The sequence below is a fragment of the Kitasatospora sp. NPDC058478 genome (assembly GCF_042720345.1).
Taxonomy (GTDB): domain Bacteria; phylum Actinomycetota; class Actinomycetes; order Streptomycetales; family Streptomycetaceae; genus Kitasatospora.
On sequence record NZ_JBHXML010000080.1, the window covers coordinates 29699 to 47337 of the forward strand.

Below are 17639 nucleotides of genomic sequence, written 5' to 3' on the forward strand. Positions count from 1 at the left end.
TCCGCGCCGTGCCGGTGTGCGGTCCGCAGGTGCTGGTCAGGCGGAGAGGCCGGCGGCGAGGGCCTTGGCCTTGGCAGCGGCCTGCTCGTGGGCCTGGGCGCGGGAGGCGTCCGACAGGTCGACCAGGTCGGCCATCGCGGGGACGGTGCGGGCCAGGGTCAGTTCGGGCGTGATGACGTCGACCTTGAGGCCGAGCAGGCCGGTCAGCGCCTTCTCCAGGTAGTTGGCCGCGAACTCGAAGTCCTCGCGCGGGGTGCCGGGCGCGTAGGAGCCGCCGCGGCTGGCGACGACGGTGACGGGCTTGCCCGCCACGGAGGAGTTCTCACCGCCGGTGCGGCCCATGATGATCACGTGGTCCAGCCATGCCTTGAGGCTGGAGGGGATCGTGAAGTTGTACATGGGGGCGCCGATGAGCACCGCGTCCGCGTTCTCCAGCTCCGCGGCCAGCTCGGTGCGCAGGGCGAAAGCGGCCTTCTGCTCGTCCGTGTGGTCGGCCGGGTCGGCGAAGGCGGCCGTGATGCCGGCAGCGGTGAGGTGCGGCAGCGGCTCGGCCGCGAGGTCGCGGTAGACGACCGTGCCCTCGGGGTGCTGCTCCTCCCATGCCTTGCGGAAGGTGGCCGTGACCTCGCGGGAGGCGGAGCCGTGGGGCAGGGCGGAGGAGTCGAGGTGCAGCAGGGTGGCCATGGAGGGCTCCAGAGTTAGGGGCGGAGGTTTCTTACGTAGCTAGTAGCTACTTACTTTTCTAAAGCTACGTAGGTCGAGGGCTACCCTGGTGGCATGGCGAATCACGGCGAGCAGGCATGCAGGAAGGCCGACGAGGGCATTGCGCGCGTCTTCCAGCTCTTCGGCAAGCGGTGGACGGGCCTGATCGTCGTCACCCTGATCCCGGGGCCCGTGTACTTCGCCGATCTTCGGCGGGCCATCCCGGGCATCAGCGAGCGCATGCTCTCGGAGCGGCTCACCGAACTCGGCGAGGCCGGCCTGATCCTGCGAGAGGTGGACGCCGGCCCTCCGCTGAGGGTCTCCTACCGGCTGACCGAAGCGGGCAACGCGTTGGAGCCCGCGTTGGCCGAGCTGGGGCGGTGGGCGGCCGCGCACCTGAACGGCGGTGCACCCTGCTCCGGTGGGCCGGAGCGGCTCCCGCTCGACGTGGCCGGCGCGGCCGGCGGCGGAGCGGCTTCACCGCGTGCCGCACCAAGGACTGCGAGTCCCGCGGCGGCGTGCACGCCGGGTGGTTCCACCGGCGGATGCGGCCGGTGAGCGAGATGCCGGTGTAGCGGGCGCCGGTCTGCGCGCCCAGGTCGCTGCTTCAGGCTCGTCGCCGAACCGGAATCAAGGCCCCCGTCGCCGCCGATTTCCGTTCGATTCTCCCGAGGGCCGGGCCCGCTCCAGCACCGAACGGGCCGATCTCGCCCAGTGGCTGACTGTGCGTGCCGACGGTGTTACGCTCCCGAGAGAAGAGAGAGCTGACTCTCACTTGTTGGCCGGGGACGCCGTTCGTCCGCCCTGGCCTGGACGTGCAGGAGAGGGCGGTTCTGCCAAGCGTTCGCTGCTCTTGTGGCCTTTGGCCGGTGAGGAGACCCATCATGACCGCCCCCGCACCGCAGTTACCCTTCGAGCGCCCCGACGCCCTGGACCTGGCGCCGCTGTTCGCGCGTCTGCGCGAGGAAGGTCCGATCACGCGGGTGACGACACCCGCCGGCGACCCGGCCTGGCTGGTGACCCGCTACGAGGAGGCCCGGGAGGTTCTGAGCGACGCCCGGTTCTCCCGGCTGCGCCCCGATTCCGAGGGCGCGCCGAGGATCTCGGAGTCGGCGCTGCACACGCGCCCCGCCCCCTCGCCCGAGGAGGAGGACCGCGAGCACACGCGGATGCGGCGGATGCTGGCGCCCGCGTTCAGCGCGCCGCGGATGCGCCGGCTGGGCGAGCGGATCGGGGAGCTCGCCGCATCCTGCCTGGACGCGATGGAGGAGGAGCGCGCGCGGGATCCGGAACGCGCCGTCAACCTGCACGACCACCTGTCGTTCCCGTTGCCGGTGATGGTGATCTGCGAGCTGCTGGGTGTGCCGGTCGCGGACCGGGGCCTGCTGCGCGGCTGGTCGGAGCGGATCGCCGCGCTGTACGGCGGGGCCGACGGCGCCGCGGCCATGGCCGAGTTCGAGGCGTACGTGGCCGGCATCGCCGAGGAGAAGCGGAAGCAGCCGGGGCAGGACGTGATCAGCGACATCCTGGCCGTGCAGGCGGAGGACCCCTCGTTCACCGAGGGGGAGATGACCCGGCTGGCGGTGGGGCTGCTGTTCGCCGGCCACGAGACGACGTCGGCCCGGATCGACCTGGGGGTGCTGTTCCTGCTGAGCGACACCGGCCGGCGGGACCGCTTCGCCGCCGACCCGGAGGCGCTGGCCCGCGCCACCGTGGAGGAGGTCCTGCGGATGGCCTCGCCCGGTGGCCTGGGCCTGACCCGCTACGCCCGCGAGGACGTCACCGTCGCGGGGACCGCGATCGCGCGGGGCGAGGCGGTGCTGGTGGCGATCAACGCCGCGAACCGGGACGGGCGGGTGTTCGAGGAGCCGGACACCTTCGACCCGTCGCGTTCCCCCAACGCGCACCTGGCCTTCGGGCACGGCGGCCACTACTGCATCGGCAACGTGCTGGCACGCACCGAGATGCAGGTCGCGCTGACCGCGCTGTTCCGGCGCTTCCCCGACCTGCGGCTGGCGGTGGACGCGCGGAGCCTGCGCGACCACGACGAGCGGCTGGCGGGCGGCCTCAGCGAGGTCCCGGTCCTGTGGTGAACGAGGAACACCCGCGCGAGCGGCCGGTCGCGCGGGTGGAGGCGGACACCTCGCGGTGCGTGTCGTCGGGGCAGTGCGCGGTGACCGCGCCGCTGGTGTTCGACCAGGACGAGGCCGGGCAGGTCGTCGTGCTCGCCGCCGAGCCCGGCGCACGGGCGGCGGAACTGGCCCGCCAGGCGGCCGCCATGTGCCCGGCCTCGGCGATCCAGGTGCATTCGGTGCGCTGATCCGGTGCGCTAACGTCCGGTGGTGCCGGCCGCCCCCGCAAGGGCGGCCGGCACCCGCCTCGGCGTCAGGGTGTGCGGGTGTGCAGTGCGGGGGCGGGGCAGGGCAGCGGGCGGGCCCCGGCGGGGGTGAGGCCGTCGAGGACCAGGGCCAGGTAGCGGCGCCAGCCGTCCTCGTGGGGTTCCATCGTCCACAGCACCGAGACCAGCATGACGACGACGCGGTGCAGGTCGTCGGGTACGAGGTCGGCGCGGATCACACCTGCGTGCTGACCGCGCGCCAGGAGGGCGTCGAGGGCGGCGAAGAACTCCTGCCCGGTCGCCGGGGTCAGGACGCCGGCGGAGCGGGCGGCGGCCAGCACGTTGTAGTCGCCGGCCACCGATTCCAGTGCCGCTTCCAGGACGCGGGCCAGTCCGGAGGCGGGGTCGGGGTCGTGGGCGGCAGCCTGGATGACGGGGCGGACGTTCTCGCCGAAGCGCTCGTCCAGTACGGCCCGCAGCAGCGCGGCCTTGTCGGGGAAGCGGCGGAAGAGCGTGGCGGCTCCGACGCCGGCCCGGCGTGCCACGTCGTCGAGGAGGGCGTCGGGGCCTTGTTCGGTGAAGACCTCCCGGGCAGCCCGGATGATCTTTTCCGCGTTGCGGGCGGCGTCGGCGCGCAGCAGCCGGGGGGAGTCGAGGGCCATTGCGGCAGCCTATCCAAGGGCCGGCGGAACGGCGTCGGACGGTCCGGGGGCGTGGTGGTGCGGGGCAGATGGGGGGAGCGCGCCGGGCGGCGGGGACCGCAGGGCGGGGCGGGGGTCCGGCCGTCGCGCTCCCTCCGTGGTTCAGCCGTCCAGGTGGGTGGGCGCGAACATCCGCAGCAGGGTGGGCAGGACCAGCACGTTGGGGCCCGGGGCGGCGAGTGCGGCGGCCAGGTCCCGTGCGAGGTCGTCGGGTGTGGTCATGGCGGCCGGGACGCCGAAGGACTCGGCCAGACGGACGAAGTCCGGGCGGGCCAGTTCGGTGGCGGTGGCCTCGCCGAAGGCGCCCGTCATGTACTCGCGCAGGATGCCGTAACCGCCGTCGTCGATGATCAACCAGGTGACGTTGAGGCCGAGTTGGCGGGCGGTGGCGAGTTCGGCGAGCGAGTACATCGCGCCGCCGTCGCCGGAGACGGCGAGGACCGGGCGGCCGTCCGTGGCCACGGCGGCGCCCAGTGCGGCGGGGTAGCCGTAGCCGAGGCCGCCGGCGCCCTGGGCGGAGTGCATCGCTCCGGGGCGGCGGGCGTCGAAGGCGGACCAGGCCCAGTAGCCGAGGATCGTCATGTCGAAGAAGACCGGCGAGTCGTCCGATAGCGCGTGGCGAACGGATGCCAGCAAGTCCTGTTCGAGTTCCAGCCCCTGGCCGTCGATCCGCTCCTGGACGCGCTTGAGCAGTTCGGCGGTCACCGCCTCGGCCCGGCCGTCCGGTACGGCGGCCGGCACCGAGTCGGAGAGGGCGGTCAGGGCGAGGCGGGCGTCGGCGTGGATGCCGAAGGCCGGGTGGTTGGCCTCCAGCTTGCCCGCGTCGGCCTCGATCTGGATGATCCGGCCGCGCGGCGCCATGGTGTGGTAGTTGCTGGACAGTTCGCCCAGGCCGGAGCCGACGACGAGCAGGACGTCGGCGTCCTCCAGCAGATCGGTGGTGTGGCGGTCCTCCAGCCAGGACCGCAGCGACAGCGGGTGCTCCCAGGGGAAGGCCCCCTTGGCGCCGAAGGTGCAGGCCACCGGGGCCCGCAACAGCTCGGCCAGCCGCAGCAGTTCGTCACCGGCTCCGGCCCGGACCACACCGCCTCCGGCCAGGATCACCGGGCGTTCGGCCTCGGCCAGCAGCACCGCGGCCTCGGCGATCAGCTCCGGGCGGGGGACCGGTGGCCGGGGTTCGGCGCGCAGCCCGGTGACCGGCGGTACGGTCACCGGCGCGAGCAGGACGTCCTGCGGGATCTCCACCCACACCGGCCCGTACGGCGCGCTCAGCGCCGACTCCCAGGCGGCGGCCAGCGCGGAGGGGATCTGCGCTGGGGTCCGGGCGGTGTGCACGGACTTCACCACGTCGCGGAAGCTGGCCTGCTGGTCGACGAGTTCGTGCAGATAGCCGCGCCGTCGCCCACCCAGTCCGGCCGAGGGGATCTGGCTGGAGACGGCGAGCACCGGCACCGAGGCGGCGGCGGCCTCCTGGAGCGCGGCCAGCGAGGTGAGCGCGCCGGGCCCGGTGGACAGGAACAGCGGGGCCACCGTCCCGGCGGTGCGGGCGTAGCCGTCGGCGGCGAAGCCGGCGTTGTTCTCCACCCGCAACCCCACGTACCGCAGGTCGGAGCGGCGCAGCGCGTCGAACAGGCCGAGGGCGTGCTGGCCGGGCAGGCCGAAGACGCAGCGGGCGCCGAGCGTGGCGAGTGACTCGACCACCAGGTCGCCGCCGTTGCGGAGGTGCGTCATGCGCGCACCTCGCCGGTGGCGTCGTGGGACTCCGTGCGGGCGTCGGTACGGGTGTCGGTGCGGGCGTCGGTGCGGCCGTCCGGGTGTGCGTCGGTGCGGTCGCCCGCACCGGCTCGCGGACCCGGCTCCGTCCGTTCGCTCGCGATCTGGCGGGCCATCAGCGTCGTCAGCTCGTAGGCGGTGTGCGAGGCGGCCACCGCGGTGATCTCTGCGTGGTCGTACGCGGGCGCGACCTCGACCACGTCGGCGGAGACCAGGTGGCAGCCGCTCAGGCCGCGCAGGATCTCCAGCAGTTCGCGCGAGGTGAGTCCGCCGGCCTCGGGGGTGCCGGTGCCGGGGGCGTGTGCCGGGTCGAGCACGTCGATGTCGATGGAGATGTACAGGGGGCGGTCGCCGACCCGCTCGCGCAGCTGCTGGGCGACCTCGTCCACGCCGCGCCGCAGGACGTCGGCGGAGGTGACGATGCCGAAGCCGAGCTTCTCGTCGTCGGTGAGGTCCTGCTTGCCGTAGAGCGGCCCGCGGGTGCCGACGTGGGAGAGGGCGGAGGTGTCCAGGATTCCCTCCTCGACGGCCCGGCGGAACGGTGTGCCGTGGGTGTACTCGGCGCCGAAGTAGGTGTCCCAGGTGTCCAGGTGGGCGTCGAAGTGCAGCAGCGCGACCGGCCCGTGCCGGCGGGCCACGGCGCGCAGCAGCGGGAGTGCGATGGTGTGGTCGCCGCCGAGGGTCATCAGCCGGGCGCCGGTGTCCAGCAGTTCGCCGGCGGCCGCCTCGACGGTGTCGACCGCCTCGTGGATGTCGAACGGGTTGGCGGCGATGTCCCCGGCGTCGGCGACCTGGGCGAGCGCGAACGGCGAGGCGCCCTGGGCCGGGTTGTAGGGGCGCAGCAGCCGGCTGGCCTCGCGGATCGCGTTGCCGCCGAAGCGGGCGCCGGGCCGGTAGGAGACGCCGGTGTCGAAGGGCACGCCGACGACCGCGACGTCCGCGCGCGGGACCTGGTCGATCCGGGGCAGGCGGGCGAAGGTGGCGGGCCCGGCGTAGCGCGGTACCCGGGAGGAGTCGGTGGGGCCGAGGGGGCTGTGGGGGGCGTGGGGGCCGGGGGCGGTGCTCATGGCTGCTCCTGGAGTCGGTCGGGCGGGGCGTCGTCGGGGCGTTGTCGGGGAGCCGGTGTCGGGCGTCGGGGTGTCGGCGGGCGGGCGTTGCGCCGGGTCGACGGGGTCAGTTCGCGTGGTCGGGGGCGATCCGGTCGGCGAGGCGCAGGAGGGCCGCCCAGGCCAGCTCGGCGGCCCGGTCGTCCTGGAGGTCGGAGCCGTGCTCCTGGCCGGTCAGCTGGCGGGCGGTGAGCTCGGCGGTCTCGCGGGACGGCAGGACGAGCGGGCCGCCGCCGGCCTGGGCGGCGATCTGGATCTCGCAGGCCTTGTCCAGGTAGTACATCCGCAGGAAGGCCTCGCCCGGTGTGCGGCCGACGGTCAGCAGGCCGTGGTTGCGCAGGATCAGCGCCGGGTGCCCGCCGAGGTCGGCGACCAGTCGATCCTGCTCGGCCAGGTTGAGCGCGACGCCCTCGTAGTCGTGGTAGCCGACCCGGTCGTGGAACTCCATCGAGATCTGGTTGAGGGGCAGCAGCCCGTCCCGCTGGGCGGCGACCGCGCAGCCCGCCCGGGTGTGCGTGTGCAGCACGCAGTGGGCGTCCTGGCGGGCCGCGTGGACGGCGCTGTGGATCACGAAGCCCGCCGGGTTGGCCGGATGGGGGGTCGGCTCCACCGGGTTCCCGGCCAGGTCGATCTTGACCAGGTCGGAGGCGGTGATCTCCTCGAACAGCAGGCCGTACGGGTTGATCAGGAAGTGCTGCTCGGGGCCGGGGACGCGGACCGAGATGTGGGTGAAGATCAGGTCGGTCATCCGGAAGTGGGCGACCAGCCGGTACACGGCGGCGAGTTCGCGGCGCAGCCGGGCCTCGTCCGGTGCGGGCGGGGTGGTCGGTACGGACGCAGTGGGCGGTCCGGACGTGACGGTCGGTGCGGCGGGCAGGCCCATGAGGCTTCCTCTCAGAGTGCGGCGGCCGGGGCGGTGGCGGCGGGAGCGGCCGGGGTCTCGGCCTGCCCGGCGAGCCGGCCGCGCCAGTGCTCCAGCACGGTGGCATCGGTCGGGCGGGTGGCCAGGCTGACGGTCAGGTAGGCGACCAGGCTCACGGCGAGGCCGAAGTAGATCGGCTCGTTGGCGAGGACACCCTTGGCGGCCATCAGCGCGATCACGGTGCCGCCGCCCGCGACCATCGCGGCGAGCGCGCCCGGCAGGTTGCCGCGCCGCCAGACCAGCCCGCCCAGGATCGGCACCAGCAGACCGCCGACCAACAGGTTGTACGCGACGGTGAGCGCCGAGATCACGTCGTCCAAGACGCAGGCGACGCTGATCGACAGCACGCCGAGGGCCACGATCGCCAGCCGGTTGGACCGCACCTCGTCATGGTCCGTGGCCGCGGTGCCGGGCCCTCCCCGGCCGACGAGCGTGCGTACCCGGGCCCAGATGTCGTTGTTGGCCACGGTGGCGGAGGCGATCAGCGCGCCGCTCGCGGTCGACATCATCGCGGACAGCGCCGCCGCCAGGACCAGGCCGCGCACCCCGGCCGGCAGTGTGCTCTTCACGATGGTCGCGAACGCGCTGTCAGGGCTGGCCAGTTGGGGGTAGAGCGCCTTGGTGGCCATCCCGATCACCGCGCCGGCGACGGCGTACGCCAGGCAGTAGGCGCCGGCCACCGTGCCGCCGTACGTGGCCACCCGGTCGGTGCGGGCGGTGAACACCCGCTGCCAGATGTCCTGGCCGATCAGCATGCCGAAGGTGTAGATCAGCACGTAGGTGAAGATGGTGTCGCCGCCGATTGAGCCGAACGAGAAGTAGCCGGACGGCAGTTCGGCCTTCAACCGGGCGAGGCCGCCGGCCTTCACGACGGCGACCGGCAGCAGCAGGAACAGGACCCCGATGCTCTTCACCACGAACTGCACCATGTCGGTGAGGGTGATCGACCACATGCCTCCGAGCGCGGAGTAGCCGACCACGATGGTGCCGCCGATCACCACGGCCGCCCAGCGGGGCACGTCGAACAGCACGTCGAAGACGCTGGCGTAGGCGATCGTCGAAGTCACCGCCAGCATCAGGGTGTAGACCCACATGACCACGCCGGAGATCACGCTCGCCGCCCCGCCGTAGCGCAGCGACAGCATCTCGGCCACGGTGTACACCCGCAGCCGGGCGATCCGGGCGGAGAAGAGGATGCTCAGCGCCAGCAGGCCGAGCCCGATGGCGAACACCATCCAGGCGCCCGACAGGCCGTAGGAGTAGCCGAGCCGCACGCCGCCGATGGTGGACGCGCCGCCGAGCACGACGGCGGCCATCGTCCCCGTGTACAGCACCGGGCCCAGACGGCGGCCCGCGACGAGGAAGTCCGCCTTCGAGGAGGCGCGCCGCTTGCCCCACCAGCCGACGCCGACGATGCCCAACAGGTAGCCGATCATCACGACGTAATCGAGGGTCATGGGGGGTCCTCCGATCCGGCCGGACGCGCTGGGGGAGCGGGCCGGGCCAGGGCTGTGGGTGGGGGAGCAGGCTGGGCGACGGGCGGGGCAGCGGGCGGGACTGGCGGGGCGCACAGGAAAGGCGGGGAACTGGGGGCGAGCCGGGGGTGCCCGAGGGAAAACGCCGTGCGCTGAACCTAAACCGCCCCACCTGGCCTGCAGAAGTATCGGATTCATCCAATATCGTGGGGTCAGATGTGCAAAACCTCCGACGAAAGGCCGCCGGCGTGCCCGACCCAGCCCCCACTCCCGCCTCCGGCAGCCCCGCCGTCCCGCTGACCGTCCTGCTCGCCGACCCCGTGCTCGGACTGCGCCGGATCGCCGGACCGGCCGACGACCGGCTGATCGGCACCGTCGGCACCACCGAGGTCGAGAACCCCGGCCCCTACCTGCTCGGCGGCGAACTGCTGCTCACCGCCGGAGTCCGCCTCCCGCAGGACGCCGAGGGCATCGACGCCTACGTGCGCTGCGTCGTCGAAGCGGGCGCCGCCGCACTCGGCTTCGGCGTCGCACCGGTCTACGACGAGGTGCCGGCCGACCTGGTCGCCGCCTGCGACCGGCACGGCCTGCCCCTGCTGCGGGTGCCCGACGGCACCCCGTTCGTCGCCGTCGGCCGGGCCGCCTACTCGGCGATGGCCGAGGCCGCCCACCGCGGCCTGCGGCAGATCTCCGAAGCCCAGTCCGCACTCGCCTCCGCGGCCGCCCGCCCCGACGCGCTGCGCGCGGTCGTCCAGCAACTCGCCGTGCACCTGGGCGGTTGGACGGCACTGCTGGACGGGCGCGGCGTCGAACTGTTCAGCGCCGGAGCGCGCCCGCCCGTGCCGGTCCTGGCCGAACTGCGCGCCCTCGCGGAACGGACCACCGCGCGCGCCGCAGGCCGCGCCCAGCCTCCGACCGCCGCCGCCCAGCACCACGCCGGGCGGCACCTGACCGTGCGGACCCTGCCCGGCTCGGACGGTTCCGGCGGCCCGCTCACGCTCGTCACCGCCGCCGAGGAACCGCCGACCGCCGTCCACCGGTCCGTGGCCGGGGTGGCCGTGGTGCTGCTCTCGCTGCTCACCAGCCCGCGGCACGCGCTCGGCACGGACGCCCGCAGCGCGGGAGCCCTGGTGCGGCTCCTGCTCGGCGCCGCACCGGAGGAGGCGGCCGCCGCCCTGCTGCCGCCCGACGGCGCCTGGGTGGTCGTGCACGGCCGGCTGACCGGCCGGGCGGGCGGCGGCGGGGAGGCCGTCCAACTCGCCGCCCTCGGCACCGCCCTCGGCACACCGCACCTGCACCTGGACGGGACCTGGCTGCGGGCGCTGCTGCCCGGCTCGGCGGCTCCGGACCGGGTCGTGGACACCGAATCCGCCGCCCGGCTCGGCTGGACGCTCGGCGTCAGCGCACCCGCCCCCACGGCGGAGCTGAGGATTGCCGACGCCCAGGCCGACCGGGCCCTGCGTCACGCGCTGGCCACCGGTGCCGCCGCCGTCCACCACCGCGAGGCCGTCGGGCCGAGCGTCCACACCCTGGTCGCCCCCGAGGACGCCGCCGCCCTCGCCCGCAGCACCTTCGCCCCGCTGACCGCCGCGGGCACCCCCGGGCCGGCCGTGCTCCGGGAGACCCTGCGCACCTGGCTCGCCCTGCACGGCAGCTGGGACCGCACCGCGGCGGCGCTCCAGCTCCACCGAAACACCGTGCGCCAACGCATCGCCCGGGTCGGCGAGTTGCTCGCCGTCGACCTCGGCGACGCGGAGGTCCGGATGGAGCTCTGGTTCGCCCTGCGCTGGCTCCCGCCCGGCGCGAACTGACCACGGGCCGCCGGCGCCGTCCGGCGGCGAGACGTGCGTGCGGGCCCGGTCAACGGCGGGCCAACACGGCGACCTCCCAGCCGAAGCCCACCACCAGCCGGCCATCCGGCGCCACGGCCACCGTGCGGACCGGCAGCGGGAACACCAGTTCCGGCCCGACCTGCTGGCCCGTGGTCAGATCCCCGCCTGCACATGGGCAGCACACCGCCAGGACGCGAGCGCCGGCACACGAACACGAAGCGTCACGTTGGCGCAGGCCCCCTGCCGGGCGTCAGCCGAGGGTGGTGTCGAGGAAGGCGTGCCAGGCGGCGTGGACGCGGGCGGCGTGCTTCCCGCCACCCTCGTTGCCGTCCCCGTCCCCGTCCCCGTCCCCGTCCCTGCTCCCGCTCCCGCTCCCGCCGCCCCCGCCGCCGTCGGCGAGGAGGTCCAGCAGCAGGCCGCGGAGGACGGCCAGCACCACGGTGGGATTCGCGCCGGTGCCGTCCAGGACGCGTTCCAGGGGCGGCAACCACTCGTCCAGCGAGGCGGTGCCGAAGTCCAGCCAGGGCCCGGAGCCGCCGACGGCACGGACGTACCCCTCGAAGAACAGGCGTAGCGCGCCCCGGTGATCGGGCTTCGTCAGCCACTCCCAGAGCAGTTCGAGGGTCTCGCGGGCGTCGCCGCCCTCGGCCTCGCAGCGCTCCAGCAGCGCGAGTTGCTCGGCCCGGCCGACCGCCAGGACCTCCCGGACCAACTGCTCCTTCGACCCGAACAGGTACAGCAGCACCCGCGGGCTGGAGCCGATCTCGGCCGCCAGCGGGCGCAGCGAGAGGTCGGACACGTTGTGCTCGGCGACGTAGCGGACGGTCGCGGCGAGGATCTCCTCGCGGCGCCGCGACGGACGGGAGGGCGCATCGGCGGGGGTGGGGGTGGACACGTGGTCTATCGTTCCACTGAAACGACTGTTTCAGTGGAAGTGTCCTCCTGGAAGGGATGCCGCCATGGCCGCCACCGCACCCGGATCCGCGACCGTCCGCGAGGCCGTCCGCCCCGGGGACCTCGGCACCGTCGCCGCCCTGCACGGTGTCCTCTACGCCCGCGAGTACGGCACGGACGAGACCATGGAGGCCTATGTCGCCGCCGGGATGGCCGAGTTGGTCCTCGCCCGGGCCCGCGAGGGCGGTGCGGCGCCCGGTCGTCTGTGGGTCGCCGAGCTCGACGGCCGCGTGGTCGGCGCCGCCGGCCTCGTCCGGGCGGACGAACGCCCGGGCTGGGGCCAGCTGCGGTGGGTGCTCCTCGACCCGGTCGCCCGGGGCCGGGGCCTGGGCGGCCGGCTGCTGGACACCGCCTTGGACGAGGCCCGCGCCCGTTCGTACGAGGGCGTGCTGCTGTGGACCATCGCGGGCCTCGATGCAGCCCACCACCTGTACGCGAAGGCCGGTTTCGAGCTCACCGTCTCCCGTTCCGCCCGCAAGTTCGGCCTGGACACGGTCGAGCAGCGGATGGACCTGCGGCTCTGAGCGGGCGTCTGCCGTAGGCGACTTCCGCCCTTCCGCCCACAGAACAACGCGCCGATCGCCTCGAAACGCCGAAGTCAGGAATCCCGAGTCCGTCTCGGGGTGGTGTGCGTGCCGGGTGCGGTCACGGCAGCGTCCGGCCGCCCCCGGCCTGTCAGTGCTGTTGGGCGGCGATGACCACGAAGCTCACCACCGCGATGACGATTCCGGCGAGGACCCCGACGACGGTGGGGGAGATGCGGTCGCGCAGGCTCCGTGCGGGCCGGATCCGCGTGTCCTGGTGGGTGCTGAGCTCCCACCAGTTGAGGACCCGCTGGACGTCCACGTCGAAGTCGGGCCTCGGGTAGGTGGAGCTGTCCTGGAGGCCGGGCAGCGAGCGCCGCCGGCCGCCCGCGAGGAATATCCGGGTCGCGCGCGAGTTCCCGTATTGGCGGTTCTTGGTCTCGCGGATGTCGACCCACCTGATGTCCTGCCAGGCGTGGGTGCGGCCGCGCCCGAGGCCCCAGCAGATGGTGACCCCGTCGGCCCCCACCCGGCTCCAACTCCGTTGGACCATCAGCGCCAAGGGGGCGACGATCACGATGGTTGCGCCCACCATCCAGCAGGTGGCCACGACGCCGAGGCGGTAGGCGCCGAACGCCACCTGAATGACCAGTAGGGCACCGAGTAGCGCGAGACGCGTGTACTTCGCGTGTCCGTACAGGTCCTTCCCGCGAAAGATCAATTCGTTCACGGCTCGCACACTACGTCCCGACGCCCCCCACGTGAAGTGGCTTTCGGGGACGGCTGCGCGAAACGGGCGTCCCGGCGGTCGACGGCAGGGGCCGGGGGCGTCAACAGGACCGGCGGACAGGGGCGGTGAGGGCGAGTGCTGGCGTCGGGCCATGATCGTGCGGGGGGATGACGGATCGGCACGGCAGGTTCTTCGCTGGCACCGGCAGAGCGTGTTGCTGGGTGCCGGCTATCTGATCGCGGCGGGGATCGAGCTCATCGGTGTGGCCCTCTCCGGGAAGCCGTATCTGGTGGTCAGCGTGATCGTCGCGGTCATGCTGCCGATCCTGTGCGGCGGCTATCTGACGGTGCGTAACAGCGGCGCGGCCACTCGGATGGCCGAGGCGTCGGGTCGGCCCGTGGCGCCGGGTGCCGCGTGGGGCGCGATGACCTTCGTGCTCGTGATGCTGGCGCTGTGCGGCTCTGCGACGGTGGTCCGCCAGGTGCGCGACAACGTGGCGATGGACACCCGGACGACGGCCACCGTCACCAGCTGCAACGAACTGAGCAGGAACCCGCACTGCGGGGGCCACTGGACGGTCGACGGCCGCACCTACTCGGGGAACCGGCTGGCAGGAACGGTGGCGCTCGGCACGGTGGTCGAGGTCCGGTACGCGCCCGGGGACCCGACCCGGGCGGTGCCCGCCGACGAGTCGGTCACCCCGGTGTCCATCGCGGGCGGCATCGTGATCGTCTGCTGCCTGATCGGCCTGGTGCCGACGGGGCTGGGCGAATGGCGGGCCGGACGCGCGATGCTGACCGAGGCCCGTCAGCCGGCCCTGTGAAGCGACCGCACCACGACCTGCCGGCGGGCGAGCCGCCGGCGGGGCCGGGCCGTCGAAGCGGCCCTCACCTGCGGGGATGAGGCGCGCACGCTCACGGCAGAACGCCGGTGTTCGGCGAGGCGCCGGCCCTCGTCGGACAAGCGGCGCACCGCTGAGGGCGAAGCGGCACCTGTACGCGGGACCCGGGAGCGCGGCAGGAGGCGTGGGGGCGTAGCGGACGCGCCCGAGCGGAAGTAGTCAGCACGAAGCCCCGGCACCGTCTTGGCGAGGTTCCGGGGCTTCGTCGTGCTCAGCGCGTGGCAGCAGCGGGCTCCGGGAGCCGTCGCGACGTGTTCATCTCCTCGACGGTGGCGACCAGCGGGGCCAGCTCGGGGTTCTTGGCGGCCTCGTCCAGCGCCTCCCGGAGGGCGGACTCGTTGGTCGGCCTGGCCGCTTCCAGGAGCTCCAGGCCGGGCCCGGTCACGTCGGTGTAGATGCCGCGGCGGTCGGTCGCGCAGAGGTAGCGCGAGAGCAGGCCGCGGTCCTCCAGCCGGGTGACGAGGCGGGTGGTGGCGCTCTGGCTGAGCACCACCGCGTCGGCGACCTGCTTCATCTGCAGGTGCCCGCCCTCGCCGTCGTGCTGGCGGCTGAGCACGTCGAGCAGCGAGTACTCGCGCACGCTCAGGTCGTGCTGGGCCTGGAGGGTGCGCTCGATGTGCGCCTCGATCCGGCCGGCCAGGAGATAGAGGGCGGCCCAGCCGTTGGCGAGGGCGGTCAGCGCGGGGTCCGTGGCGGTCATCGGCGTGGCTCCTTCCGGGTGCGACGCCCTCAAGGATAAGCCCTTGCATAAAATATCGGCCAGCGCACATATCCCGCCCATGCAAGCATTGCTCTCCGCGGCGCCGGGATGCCCGACCAGCCCGGGTGGGGCCGGGATCGGCGCGATCCCGGCCCCGTCCGCGCCGCATGTTTGCCGCTATCGCCCACCGCCAGCGACAGGTGAATGCCCGCACTTGCACTTAGCCCGCGCGTGCAACTATTGTTTGAGCACGTAAGGCGCAACAGCAATCGTATGGAAGGCAGCACACCATGCCTCTCGCGCTCCTGGCCCTGGCCATCGGGGCTTTCGGGATCGGTACGACCGAGTTCGTGGTCATGGGCCTGCTGCCCGAGATCGCCGGCGACTACGGAGTGTCCATCCCCTCCGCCGGGCTCCTGGTCACCGGTTACGCGATCGGCGTCGTCATCGGCGCCCCGCTGATGACGGTGCTCGGCACCCGGATCGGCCGCAAGACGATGCTCATGATCTTCATGGGCCTGTTCGTGGCGGGGAACCTGCTCTCCGCCGTGGCGCCGACCATGGGAGTGATGCTCGCCGGTCGCATCGTGACCTCCCTCGCCCACGGCGCGTTCTTCGGCATCGGCTCGGTGGTCGCCGCCGACCTCGTGGCCCCCGACAGGAAGGCCGGCGCCATCGCCACGATGTTCACCGGCCTCACCGTCGCCAACATCGTCGGCGTGCCGCTGGGTACCTTCATCGGCCAGGCCGTCGGCTGGCGCGTCACCTTCGCCGGCGTCGCCGCGCTCGGCGTGGTCGGCCTGCTCGGCATCGCCAAGCTCGTTCCCGCCCTGCCCCGCCCCGAGGGCGCCCACCTGCGCCGCGAGCTCACGGCGTTCCGCAACCCGCAGGTCCTGCTCGCCATGGCGATGACCGTCCTCGGCTTCGGCGGTGTCTTCGCGGCGATCACCTACATCGCGCCGATGATGACCCACGTCGCCGGCTACTCGGACGGCGCCGTCACCTGGCTGCTGGTCCTGTTCGGTGTCGGGATGTTCCTCGGCAACCTGCTCGGCGGCAGGTTCGCCGACCGCAAGCTGATGCCGATGCTCTACGCCTCCCTCGGCGGACTCGCCGTCGTGCTGGCCCTGTTCACCCTCACCGCGCACAACAAGATCCTCGCCGCGGTCTCCATCCTGCTCGTCGGGGCGCTCGGCTTCGCCACCGTCCCGCCACTGCAGAAGCGGGTCCTCGACCAGGCGCACGGCGCGCCCACCCTGGCCTCCGCCGTCAACATCGGCGCCTTCAACCTCGGCAACGCCCTCGCCGCCTGGCTCGGCGGCCAGGTGATCGCGGTCGGCCTCGGCTACACCGCCCCGAACTGGGTCGGCGCGCTGCTCGCCGGAGCCGCGCTCCTGCTGGCCGTCTGGTCCGCCGTCCTGGAGCGCCGCACCCCCGTACGGGAGGGCGTCGTCACCGCCGCTCCCGTCCCCGTCCACCACTGACAGTTCCCCTCCCCAGTTCCCCTCTCCCCGTTCCTTCCAGGAGTAGCGCCACCATGAGCACCACCCTCACCCCGCTGACCACCGCCGACGCCGAGACCCTCGTCGCCGCCGCCCGCCGCGCCGCCCAGGCGGCCGGGGTCGCGGTCAGCGTCACCGTCCTGGACGCGGGCGGTCACCTGCTCGCCTTCCTCCGCGACGACAGCGCCGTGCTGATCTCCGGGGAGACCAGCACCCGCAAGGCGTACACCGCCCTCCAGCTGGGCGCCCCCACCGCCGACCTGGTCGACCTCGTCAAGCCGGACGGACCGTTCCACACCCTGGCCACCGCGCTCGACCGGCCGCTCCTCTTCATCGCCGGTGGCGTCCCGATCCACCGCGACGGCAAGCTCGTCGGCGCCATCGGCCTCGGCGGCGGCGCCCCGGAGCAGGACCACTCCTTCGCCACCGCCGCGCTGGCGGAACTCGCCCGGTGACCCGCACACCGCAGGAGGTCCTCGCCGACCACGGGCGACGCCTGGGCGCCGGGGGCCTCGACCACATCGCCGGGAACCACACCGAGGACTCATCAGCGCCCAGACCGTCCGCCACACCCTCACCGACCTCCCCCGCTGAATGGAAGCACGCACCATGAACAACCCCACCGTCCCCACCGTGAAGCTCAACAACGGCGTCGAGATCCCCCAGCTCGGCTTCGGCGTCTTCCAGGTCCCCGACGCCGAGACCACCGCCGCCGTCGCCTCCGCCCTGGAGGCCGGCTACCGCAGCATCGACACCGCCGCGATCTACGGCAACGAGACCGGCGTCGGCCGCGCCCTGGCCGCCTCCGGCCTGCCGCGCGAGGACCTGTTCGTCACCACCAAGCTGTGGAACGCCGACCAGGGCTACGACGCCACCCTGCGCGCCTTCGACGCCGGCCTCGCCAAGCTCGGCCTCGAGTACCTCGACCTGTACCTGATCCACTGGCCCACCCCGGCCCGCGACCTCTACCTGGACTCCTGGCGCGCCGTCGAGCGCCTCGCCTCCGAGGGCCGCATCCGCGCCGCGGGCGTCTCCAACTTCCAGCCCGCCCACCTCCAGCGCCTGCTGGACGAAAGCCGGTTGGTGCCCGCCGTGAACCAGGTCGAGCTGCACCCCGGCCTCCAGCAGGCCGAGCTGCGCGCCTTCCACACCGAGCACGGCATCGCCACCGAGGCGTGGAGCCCGCTCGCCCAGGGCGCCGTCCTGGACGACCCGGCGATCACCGCGATCGCCGCCCGCGCCGGCAAGTCCGCCGCCCAGGTGGTCCTGCGCTGGCACCTCCAGCTCGGCAACATCGTCATCCCGAAGTCCGTCACCCCGGCGCGCATCCGCCAGAACCTGGACGTCTTCGACTTCCAGCTGACCGACGAGGACATGGCCGCCATCGCCGCCACCGACCGCGACCTGCGGACCGGTCCGCACCCGGACCAGTTCAACTGACCGACCCCGCACCCCCGGAAGCCCGCTGCGGGCCGGCCC

16 protein-coding genes and 2 pseudogenes are annotated in these 17639 nt (G+C 73.5%); 9 read left to right on the top strand and 9 right to left on the bottom strand.

Annotated elements, in window-relative coordinates:
• Nucleotides 1–36: 36 nt before the first annotated feature.
• Entirely contained in the window at nucleotides 37–684 is a 648-nt protein-coding gene (locus tag ACFWPT_RS34235; protein ID WP_380337805.1) for an FMN-dependent NADH-azoreductase, read from the bottom strand.
• Between the two features lie 93 nt (nucleotides 685–777).
• On the opposite strand from ACFWPT_RS34235, the pseudogene ACFWPT_RS34240 reads away from it, so the two are divergent.
• The 3 genes and pseudogenes from ACFWPT_RS34240 to ACFWPT_RS34250 form a co-directional block, all read left to right on the top strand.
• Nucleotides 778–1128 (top strand): annotated as a pseudogene (locus ACFWPT_RS34240) (winged helix-turn-helix transcriptional regulator); the annotation flags it as partial.
• Between the two features lie 458 nt (nucleotides 1129–1586).
• The gene (locus tag ACFWPT_RS34245) at nucleotides 1587–2795 is read left to right on the top strand and encodes a cytochrome P450 (protein ID WP_380486578.1); all 1209 of its coding nucleotides are present in this window, start codon (nucleotides 1587–1589) and stop codon (nucleotides 2793–2795) included.
• On the top strand, nucleotides 2792–3022 hold the full coding sequence (locus ACFWPT_RS34250; protein ID WP_380486580.1) for a ferredoxin: 231 nt from the start codon (nucleotides 2792–2794) through the stop codon (nucleotides 3020–3022). Before ACFWPT_RS34245 ends, ACFWPT_RS34250 begins: the two co-directional genes overlap by 4 nt.
• A 65-nt stretch (nucleotides 3023–3087) precedes the next feature.
• On the opposite strand, the gene ACFWPT_RS34255 is transcribed toward ACFWPT_RS34250, so the two are convergent.
• The 5 genes and pseudogenes from ACFWPT_RS34255 to ACFWPT_RS34275 form a co-directional block, all read right to left on the bottom strand.
• The gene (locus ACFWPT_RS34255; protein ID WP_063351803.1) at nucleotides 3088–3702 is read right to left on the bottom strand and encodes a TetR/AcrR family transcriptional regulator; all 615 of its coding nucleotides are present in this window, start codon (nucleotides 3700–3702) and stop codon (nucleotides 3088–3090) included.
• A gap of 141 nt (nucleotides 3703–3843) precedes the next feature.
• Nucleotides 3844–5472 carry a thiamine pyrophosphate-binding protein gene (locus ACFWPT_RS34260; RefSeq protein WP_380486582.1) on the bottom strand — a complete coding sequence of 543 codons (1629 nt, stop codon included), beginning with the start codon at nucleotides 5470–5472 and terminating at the stop codon, nucleotides 3844–3846.
• A 131-nt stretch (nucleotides 5473–5603) separates the two neighbouring features.
• Nucleotides 5604–6581, bottom strand: a pseudogene (gene speB / locus ACFWPT_RS34265) (agmatinase); the annotation flags it as partial.
• A gap of 106 nt (nucleotides 6582–6687) precedes the next feature.
• The gene (locus ACFWPT_RS34270; protein ID WP_380486584.1) at nucleotides 6688–7503 is read right to left on the bottom strand and encodes a class II aldolase/adducin family protein; all 816 of its coding nucleotides are present in this window, start codon (nucleotides 7501–7503) and stop codon (nucleotides 6688–6690) included.
• 11 nt (nucleotides 7504–7514) lie between these two features.
• Nucleotides 7515–8999: a sodium:solute symporter gene (locus tag ACFWPT_RS34275; protein WP_380486586.1), complete on the bottom strand. Its 1485-nt coding sequence runs from the start codon at nucleotides 8997–8999 to the stop codon at nucleotides 7515–7517.
• 266 nt (nucleotides 9000–9265) lie between these two features.
• On the opposite strand from ACFWPT_RS34275, the gene ACFWPT_RS34280 reads away from it, so the two are divergent.
• Complete coding sequence (locus ACFWPT_RS34280) at nucleotides 9266–10828, top strand: PucR family transcriptional regulator (protein ID WP_380486588.1); 1563 nt, start codon at nucleotides 9266–9268, stop codon at nucleotides 10826–10828.
• A 271-nt stretch (nucleotides 10829–11099) separates the two neighbouring features.
• Here ACFWPT_RS34280 and ACFWPT_RS34285 read toward each other — a convergent pair whose 3' ends face one another.
• Nucleotides 11100–11744, bottom strand: a complete 645-nt coding sequence (locus tag ACFWPT_RS34285; protein WP_380486590.1) for a TetR/AcrR family transcriptional regulator — start codon at nucleotides 11742–11744, stop codon at nucleotides 11100–11102.
• 64 nt (nucleotides 11745–11808) lie between these two features.
• Between ACFWPT_RS34285 and ACFWPT_RS34290 the strand changes: the two genes are divergently transcribed.
• A complete protein-coding gene (locus tag ACFWPT_RS34290; protein ID WP_380337828.1) occupies nucleotides 11809–12327 on the top strand; it encodes a GNAT family N-acetyltransferase in 519 nt (172 codons plus the stop codon).
• Nucleotides 12328–12478: 151 nt separating this feature from the next.
• Here the strand turns inward: ACFWPT_RS34290 and ACFWPT_RS34295 are convergent, their stop codons facing one another.
• Complete coding sequence (locus ACFWPT_RS34295; RefSeq protein WP_380486593.1) at nucleotides 12479–13057, bottom strand: hypothetical protein; 579 nt, start codon at nucleotides 13055–13057, stop codon at nucleotides 12479–12481.
• 211 nt (nucleotides 13058–13268) lie between these two features.
• Here ACFWPT_RS34295 and ACFWPT_RS34300 point away from each other — a divergent pair, with 211 nt between their 5' ends.
• The gene (locus ACFWPT_RS34300) at nucleotides 13269–13880 is read left to right on the top strand and encodes a hypothetical protein (protein WP_380486595.1); all 612 of its coding nucleotides are present in this window, start codon (nucleotides 13269–13271) and stop codon (nucleotides 13878–13880) included.
• Nucleotides 13881–14169: 289 nt separating this feature from the next.
• On the opposite strand, the gene ACFWPT_RS34305 is transcribed toward ACFWPT_RS34300, so the two are convergent.
• Nucleotides 14170–14658, bottom strand: a complete 489-nt coding sequence (locus ACFWPT_RS34305; RefSeq protein ID WP_380486597.1) for a MarR family winged helix-turn-helix transcriptional regulator — start codon at nucleotides 14656–14658, stop codon at nucleotides 14170–14172.
• A 290-nt stretch (nucleotides 14659–14948) separates the two neighbouring features.
• Here ACFWPT_RS34305 and ACFWPT_RS34310 point away from each other — a divergent pair, with 290 nt between their 5' ends.
• The 3 genes from ACFWPT_RS34310 to ACFWPT_RS34320 all read left to right on the top strand — a co-directional run bounded on the left by ACFWPT_RS34310 (nucleotide 14949) and on the right by ACFWPT_RS34320 (nucleotide 17600).
• Nucleotides 14949–16142: an MFS transporter gene (locus ACFWPT_RS34310; protein WP_380486599.1), complete on the top strand. Its 1194-nt coding sequence runs from the start codon at nucleotides 14949–14951 to the stop codon at nucleotides 16140–16142.
• Nucleotides 16143–16195: 53 nt separating this feature from the next.
• Complete coding sequence (locus ACFWPT_RS34315; RefSeq protein ID WP_063351790.1) at nucleotides 16196–16615, top strand: heme-binding protein; 420 nt, start codon at nucleotides 16196–16198, stop codon at nucleotides 16613–16615.
• A 154-nt stretch (nucleotides 16616–16769) separates the two neighbouring features.
• Nucleotides 16770–17600 (top strand): aldo/keto reductase, encoded by an 831-nt coding sequence (locus ACFWPT_RS34320; protein WP_380381075.1) that lies wholly within the window; start codon nucleotides 16770–16772, stop codon nucleotides 17598–17600.
• The last annotated feature ends 39 nt before the right edge of the window (nucleotides 17601–17639 follow it).